Annotated in this window: 4 protein-coding genes; all 4 read left to right on the top strand. The window is 72.3% G+C overall.

Annotated features, from left to right (window positions below; genetic code table 11):
- The coding region (locus V6U90_RS15405; protein ID WP_334436168.1) for a non-ribosomal peptide synthetase at positions 1-4,212 on the top strand (4,212 nt) is incomplete at its 5' end.
- Positions 4,209-5,504, top strand: coding sequence for a diaminobutyrate--2-oxoglutarate transaminase (gene ectB, locus V6U90_RS15400; RefSeq protein ID WP_334436165.1), 1,296 nt, complete (start codon positions 4,209-4,211; stop codon positions 5,502-5,504). The genes V6U90_RS15405 and ectB, both read left to right, overlap by 4 nt.
- 36 nt (positions 5,505-5,540) lie before the next feature.
- Positions 5,541-6,752 (top strand): LeuA family protein, encoded by a 1,212-nt coding sequence (locus tag V6U90_RS15395; RefSeq protein WP_334436162.1) that lies wholly within the window; start codon positions 5,541-5,543, stop codon positions 6,750-6,752.
- Positions 6,752-8,146 carry a 3-isopropylmalate dehydratase large subunit gene (leuC, locus tag V6U90_RS15390; RefSeq protein WP_334436159.1) on the top strand — a complete coding sequence of 465 codons (1,395 nt, stop codon included), beginning with the start codon at positions 6,752-6,754 and terminating at the stop codon, positions 8,144-8,146. Before V6U90_RS15395 ends, leuC begins: the two co-directional genes overlap by 1 nt.
- The last annotated feature ends 1 nt before the right edge of the window (position 8,147 follow it).

Below are 8,147 nucleotides of genomic sequence, written 5' to 3'. Positions count from 1 at the left end.
CCCGTCGGCATCCACGACCGCTTCTTCGACATCGGCGGCGACAGCATCCGCGCCATCCGCGTCGTGGGGAGCCTGCGCAGCCAGGGGATCAATCTCACCGTCGCGGACCTCTTCGCCCACCAGACCGTCGCGGACCTCGCCCGGCTCGCCGACGCGGGTACCGCCGCGACCGGGGAGGCGACCGAACTGGTCGGTCGGTTCGCGTTGATCTCCGACACCGACCGGGCCCGCCTGCCCGAGGGCGTGGTCGACGCGTACCCGCTGTCCCAGGGCCAGGCCGGCATGGTCTACGAGCAGCTCGCCCACCCCGACGCGCCGCTCTATCAGAACGTCAGCACCTACCGGGTACGGCACCGCGAGTCGTTCTCCCTGGACGCGTTGCGCCGGGCCGGTGCGCTGGTCATCGCGCGGCACGAGATCCTGCGTACCGCGTTCGAGTTGAGCCGGTTCAGCGAGCCGCTGCAACTGGTCCACGCCGACGCGGAACTCGCCATCGACTGCGACGACCTGCGCGGCCGGGACCACGCCGAGCAGCAGGCCATCGTGGACGGGTGCAACGCGCAGGCCCGCCGGGCGCCGTTCGACCTGACCCGGGCCCCGCTGCTGCGCTACCAGGTACACGTGATCAGCGACGAGGAATGGTGGCTGACCCACATCGAGTGTCACGCCATCCTGGACGGTTGGAGTCACACCTTCACCGTCGCCGAGTTGCTCGACTGCTACGAGAAGCTGCGGATCGGCAAGGAGCCGGACCTGCCGCCGCTGCCCGAGGTGCGGTTCGCCGACTTCATCGCGCTGGAGCGCCGGGCAATCGAGGCCGGCGACGACCGCCGGTTCTGGTGGGAACGGATCCGCGACCGGGACCGGTTGGAGATCCCCGAGACCTGGGCCACCGACGACCCCGACGAGTACGCCTCGATCATCCACGTGCCGTACGACGACATCGAGCCGCAGCTACGCCGGCTCGCCTCGCTGGCCGGTACCTCGCTCAAGAGCGTGCTGTTCACCGCCCACCTCAAGGCGATGAGCATCGTCACCGGCCAGCAACGCTTCTACAGTGGACTGATCTGCAACGGCCGCCCGGAACGGGAACGGGCCGACGAGGTCTTCGGCATGCACCTGAACTCGGTGCCGTTCACCCCGGATCTGACCGCCGGTACCTGGCGGGAGCTGGTCCGGTCGACCTTCGCCGGTGAGGTGCAACTCTGGCCGCACCGCCGCTACCCGATGCCGCTGATGCACCGCGAGTGGGGCCAGCCGTCGGTGCCCTTCATCGAGGTCGCCTTCGGGTACCTGGACTTCCACATGCTCGACCCGGACGACCTCGCGGTCGACATGGTGGTCGACTACAGCCCCAGCGACCTGGCCCTGGAGGTGTGGACCTTCCCCGGCGAGGTACGCCTCGGTGCCCGGCCGGGCCGGATCAGCCGGGCCCGGCTGGAGTTGGTGGCCCGTACCCACCGGCACGTGCTGGCCGCGATGGCCGCCGACCCGGACGGCGACGCCCGGTGGCTGACCCTGCCGCCGGCCGACCGGGACGAGGTGCTGCGCCGGTGGAACGACACCACGCGGGAGTTCCCGACCGGTGAGCGGCTGCACGACCTGTTCGCGCAGCAGGTGGCGCGGACCCCGCAGGCGACCGCGCTGCGCCGGGGCGACGACACGGTCAGCTACGCCGCGCTCGACGAGCACGCCAACCGGATCGCCCACCGGCTGACCGCCCTCGGTGCCGGCCCGGAGCGGGTGGTCGGCCTGTACCTGGGCCGGACCCCGGAACTGATCGCGGCGATCTGGGGCGTGCTCCGGGCCGGCGGCGCGTTCCTGCCGATCGATCCGGAGTACCCGACCGACCGGGTCCGGCACATGCTCGCCGACGCCGGGGTGTCCGTGCTGCTCACCGCCGGGGAGTTCCGGGCCGGCCTACCCGCCGGGCTCGACGTGGCGGTGGAGCTGGTGGAGCCGGTGACCGAGGTCCCGGCGACCACGCCGGACCCGCAGGTACCCGTCGACCCGGACAACCTGGCCTACGTCATCTACACCTCCGGCTCGACCGGCCGGCCCAAGGGCGTCGCCGCCACCCACCGGGGCGTGGTCAACCTGCGCCACGCCCAGCGGGAACACCTGGACATCCGGCCGGGCGACCACATCCTCCAGTTCTTCTCGCCCAGCTTCGACGCGTCGATCTGGGAGATGGTGATGGCGTTGACCAACGACGCCGTGCTGGTGCTGCCACCGCCCGGTGCCGACGCCACCGACCTGAGCCGGCAGGCCCCGCTGGTCACCCACCTGACCCTGCCGCCGTCCATGCTGGAGCGGCTCTCCCCGGCCGACTTCCCCCGGCTGCGGATGCTGATGTCCGGCGGTGAGGCGTGCCCCGCCGACCTGCCGGCGAAGTGGGTCGGACACACCACCTTCCTCAACGGCTACGGCCCGACCGAGACGTCGATCGCCGCGCTGCTCACCCCGGTACCGGCGGACGCCCCGCCCGGTTCGCCGCCGATCGGCCACCCGATCGCCAACTACCAGGCGTACGTCCTCGACGCGGACCTGCGGCCGGTACCGGTCGGCGCCAAGGGGGAGCTGTACCTGGGCGGCACCGGCATCACCCGGGGCTACCTGAACCGGCCCGCCCTGACCGCCGAGCGCTTCCTGCCCGACCCGTACGGCGCGCCCGGTGGCCGGCTCTACCGCACGGGTGACGTGGTGCACCGCAACGCCGACGGTTCGGTGCAGTACCTGGCCCGCCAGGACCACCAGGTGAAGGTCCGGGGCTACCGGATCGAACCGGGCGAGATCGAGCACGCCCTGGCCAGCCACCCCGGGGTCAACGGGGTGCTGGTGACCGCCCGGCGGGGTACCTCCGGGGACGCGGTCCTGGTCGCCTACCTGCGCACCGGCGCCGACGGACAGCCGGTACCGACCGCCGAACTCCGCGCCCACCTGCGCCAGCAGCTACCGGACTACATGGTGCCGGCGCACTTCGTGACCGTGGCGGAGTTCCCGCTCAACCCGTCCGGCAAGATCGACCGGGCCGCCCTACCGGCGCCGGACGGCAGCCGCCCGGAGTCCGACCGGGAGTACGTACCGCCGCGTACCCCGACCGAGCTGGCGGTGGCCGAGGCGTGGCGGGAGGCGCTCGGGGTACGCCAGGTCGGCGCGTACGACGACTTCTTCGACCTCGGCGGGCACTCGCTGGCCATGATGCGGGTCATCGCCGCCCTGCGGGAGCGGCACCAGCTCACCCTGACCTTCCGGTCGTTCGTGGAGCACCGCACGGTGGCCGCCCTGGCGGCGGCGCTCGCCCCCGACGGGGACGGGCCCGAGCCGGGCCGGTCGATGATGTGGATCCGCCGCACCGGCGACCGGGTACCGCTGTTCTGCGTGCATCCCGGCGGCGGCAGCGCCCACTGGTACGTGCGGCTGGCCGAGTACCTGCCCGCCGACCAGCCGGTGGCCGCCTTCGAGTGGCCCGGACCGCACCCCGACGACAGCGGGTCACCGACCGCCGAGCAGATGGCCGAGCGGTACCTCGCCGAACTGCGACAGGCCCGCCCGCACGGGCCGTACCGGTTGTTCAGCTGGTGCGGCGGCAGTGGCATCGCGGCGGAGATGGCCCACCGGCTGCGTGCGGCCGGCGAGGAGGTGCTCTTCGTCCTGCTCGACCCGGCCGTCGACCTGCACGACCGGCCGGATGCCTGGAACGAGCTGGCCCTGATCCGCCGCTGCGGCGAGCTGCTCGACGTACTGGCCACCGAGCCGGCCGGCGCGGACCTGCCGGCCGCCCGGGCCGAGGCGCTGCGGCTGCTGGACCACCTGGTCGACGACGTCGACCCGGAAACCGGCATCACCCTGCCGGAGCGGGGTGCCGGTGAGGTCTGGCCGGGCGCGGTACGGATCTGGCGGGAGGTCATGGAACTGGACCTCGCCTACCGGCACCGGCCGGTACCCGGGGGCCTGCACCTGGTGGTCAGTGACGAACTGGCCCGGGGCGAGCACGAGGTGGCCGAGGGGCAGAGCTTCGACGAGTACCTGGGCCGGTGGCGGGAGCTGACCGGTGCCGGGGTGACCGTGCACCGGATCCCCGGCGACCACTTCTCCGTCATGCGGCCCCCGCACATCGCCCGTCTGACCGGCCTGCTCGACCGCCTGCTGGCCGGCGACGAGGCAACTGACCACGACGCAACCACGACCGAGGGGACCGCAGACCGATGAGCATGCTGGTGGACGAGACGGTACCGCCGCACCAGGCGGCCTACGACTTCTCCCTGTTCGAGGAGATGGAGTCGGAGGTCCGCTACTACTGCCGCAAGTTCCCGGTGGTGTTCGGCCGGGCCCGCGGCGCCGAGCTGTACGCCGAGGACGGCCGGATGTTCACCGACTTCTTCTGCGGCGCCGGCACCCTGAACTACGGCCACAACCACCCGTACCTCAAGCGCCGGCTCACCGAGTACCTCGCCGACGACGGCGTGATGCACGGCCTGGACATGTACACCGTGGCGAAGCGGACCTTCCTGCACCGGCTCCGGGAACACGTGCTGGCCCCCCGGGGACTGGACCACAAGGTGCAGTTCTGCGGGCCGACCGGTACCGACGCGGTGGAGGCCGCCTTGAAGGTGGCCCGCAAGGCCACCGGCCGGCGCGGCATCGTCTCCTTCACCGGGGCGTACCACGGCATGTCCCGGGGGTCGCTGGCGGTCACCGGCAGCCGCCGGGCCCGCGCCGCCGGGCAGGCCGGCACGGCGGACGTGACGTTCGTGCCGTACGAGGACGGCCCGGCGGGACCGTTCGACTCGATCGGCTACCTGGAGCGGATGCTGGCCGACCCGTCGTCGGGGATGGACATCCCGGCCGCGGTCATCGTCGAACCGTTGCAGATGGAGGGCGGGGTGTACCCGGCCTCGGCCGACTGGCTGCGCCGGTTGCGTGAGCTGACCACCCGGTACGGCATCCTGCTGATCTTCGACGAGATCCAGTCCGGGTGCGGCCGGACCGGCACGTTCTTCTGCTTCGAGCACGCCGGGGTGGTGCCGGACATCATCACCCTGTCCAAATCGATCGGCGGGTACGGGCTGCCGCTGTCGATGGTGCTGTTCCGCCCCGAACTCGACGTCTGGTCGCCGGGGGAGCACACCGGCACCTTCCGGGGCAACCAGCTCGCCTTCGTCGCCGGCGCCGCCGCCTGCGAACTCTGGGGCCAGGACGGCTTCCGCACCACCGCCGCGGTCGCCGCCCGGCGGCTGGAGCGCTTCGGCACCGACCTGCGCGGGACCGACCCGGCCCTGGTCGTCCGGGGACTGGGCATGGTCCTCGGCATCGACTTCGGGGCGGCCGGCGGCGCCGAGCGGGCGGACCGCATCCAGCGGCGCTGCTTCGACGCCGGGCTGATCGTCGAACTCTGCGGCCGGGCCGACGAGGTGGTCAAGGTGATGCCGCCGCTCACCATCGACCTCGCCCGGCTGGAGCGGGGGCTCACCCTGCTGCACCAGGCCATCCAGGCCAGCTGACACCGCCGTGACAAATCTCCGTGAGGTGAGTGGGACATGACAGTTGAGCAGGGTCCACAACCGCGACGCATCTCCATCTTCGACTCCACCCTGCGCGACGGGGAGCAGGCACCCGGCAACGCGATGACCCCCGAGCAGAAGCTGGAGATCGCCCTCGCCCTGGAGGCGATCGGGGTCGACGTGATCGAGACCGGCTTCCCCAGCTCGTCGCCGAGTGACTTCAAGGCCACCCGGCTGATCGCCGAGTCGCTGACCACCGCCCGGTTCGCCACCCTGAACCGGGCCGACCCGGCCGACATCAGCCTCGCCGCCGAGGCCGGCGGTGTCGGCCCGAACCACCAGTTGCAGCTGATGGCCACCGGCAGCGACATCCACCTGGAACACAAGCGTGGGCTGACCCGCGCCGAGGGCATCCGGGAGATCGTGGAGAGCTTCCGGTTCGCCCGTAGCCTCGGCTTCCACACGGTCAGCCTGGCCATCGAGGACGCCAGCCGGGGCGGCGAGGCGTACCTGCGTCCGCTGATCGAGGCGGGTGTCGCCGAGGGCGCCGACACGGTGGTCATCGCCGACACCACCGGGTGCCTGATCCCCGCCGAGTACGGGGACCTGATCGCCCGGGTCCGCTCCTGGATCCCCGACGACATCGTGCTCTCCTGCCACTGCCACCACGACATGGGCCTCTCCCTGGCCAACGCGCTGGCCGGGATCGCCGCCGGTGCCGACGAGGTGCAGGTGACCCTGGCCGGGATCGGGGAACGCTCCGGCAACACCCCGCTGGAGGAGCTGGCCGTGGTACTGGCGTACAAGGGCGAGCAGCTCGGTGCCACCAGCACCGTCCACGCCGACCGGCTCTACCCGGCCTTCCGGCTGCTCTGCGGGTTCATCGGGCTCACCCCGCCCCGAAACAAGGCGATCTTCGGGGACAACGCCTTCGCCACCCAGGCCGGCATCCACCAGGCCGGCATGCTGCGCGCCCCGATCACCTACGAGTACGTCGAACCGCACCGCTTCGGCCGGGAACGGCTGCTGCTGGTCGGGCGGCACTCCGGGCGCAACGTGGTCCGGCACGTCATCGAGCAGGCCGGCGTACCGGTCGACGAGGCGCTGGTGGAGCACCTCTACGAGGACTACGTGGCCAACCGGACCAACGGGGAGTGCGTCTCCACCGACGACCTGCGGCACCTGGTGCTGGCCAAGGCCGCCGCCGGGAACCCGGCCGGCCCGACGTCCGGTCCGGCGGTGGCCTGATGGGCGGCCGTACCCTGGTCGAGAAGGTCTGGGACGACCACCTGGTGCACCGGGCCGACGGCGAGCCGGACCTGCTCTACGTCGACCTGCACCTGGTGCACGAGGCAAGTTCCCCGCAGGCCTTCGACGGGCTGCGGCAGACCGGCCGGCGGGTCCGCCGCCCCGACCTGACCCTCGCCGTCGAGGACCACAACGTCCCCACCGACAGCCTGCTGATCCGCGACCCGATGGGCCGGGCCCAGGTCGAGCAGCTCGCCACCAACTGTGCCGAGTACGGCATCGAACACCTCCGGCACGGCACCGCCCACCAGGGCGTGGTGCACGTGGTCGCCCCGGAACTGGGCCTGGTGCAGCCCGGCATGACGGTGATCTGCGGGGACAGCCACACCTCCACCCACGGCGCCTTCGGTGCGCTGGCCTTCGGGGTCGGCACCAGCGACGTGGAACACGTACTGGCCACCCAGACCCTGCCGATGCGCCGGCCGAGGACCATGGCGGTGGACTTCGTCGGCCGGCCGTCGGCCGACGTCACCGCCAAGGACCTGATCCTCGCCGTCATCGCGCGGATCGGCGCGAACGGCGCCCACGGCCACGCCCTGCAGTACCGGGGTGAGGCGGTGACCGCCCTGTCCATGGCCGGCCGGATGACCATGTGCAACATGAGCGTGGAGGCCGGCGCCCGGGTCGGGGTGATCGCCCCGGACGAGACCACCTTCGCCTACCTGGCCGACCGGCCGGCCCACCCCACCGGCGCCGCCTGGGACGATGCCGTCGCCTGGTGGCGGACCCTGCGCAGCGACCCCGACGCGGTCTTCGACCGGACCGTCGACATCGACGTCACCGCGCTCACCCCGTTCGTCAGCTGGGGCACCAACCCGGGCCAGTCGGTGCCGCTCGGTGCCGCCGTACCCGACCCGGCGTCCTTCACCGACCCGGGGCAGCGGTCCGCCGCCGAACGCGCCCTGGACTACATGGGGCTGGCCCCGCACACCCCGATGCGCGACATCGGCATCGACACGGTCTTCCTCGGTTCCTGCACCAACGGCCGGCTGGACGACCTGCGCGCCGCCGCCGAGGTGCTCCGGGACCGCAGGGTCGACCCCCAGGTCCGGATGCTGGTGGTGCCTGGATCGATGGACGTGCGCCGCCGGGCCGAGGCGGAGGGGCTGCACGAGGTCTTCCAGCGGGCCGGTGCCGAGTGGCGGCTTCCCGGCTGCTCGATGTGCATGGGCATGAACGCCGACCGGGCGCAGGGCAGCGAGCGGATCGCCTCCACCTCCAACCGCAACTACGAGGGCCGCCAGGGGGACCGGGCCCGTACCCACCTGGTGTCACCCGCCGTCGCCGCGGCCACCGCCGTCGCCGGCCGGCTGGCCGCCCCCAGTGAGCTTTAGG

Origin of the sequence: Micromonospora sp. CPCC 206060 (assembly GCF_036906895.1) — a bacterium.
Lineage (GTDB): Bacteria > Actinomycetota > Actinomycetes > Mycobacteriales > Micromonosporaceae > Micromonospora.
The sequence above is the reverse complement of the archived record's forward strand: the minus strand, read 5'-3'. Positions and strand labels throughout refer to the sequence as shown.

Coding starts and splice junctions, on each gene's coding strand:
- ectB (WP_334436165.1), top strand. CDS start 4,209: ATGAGCATGCTGGTGGACGAGACGGTACCGCCGCACCAGGCGGCCTAC.
- V6U90_RS15395 (WP_334436162.1), top strand. CDS start 5,541: ATGACAGTTGAGCAGGGTCCACAACCGCGACGCATCTCCATCTTCGAC.
- leuC (WP_334436159.1), top strand. CDS start 6,752: ATGGGCGGCCGTACCCTGGTCGAGAAGGTCTGGGACGACCACCTGGTG.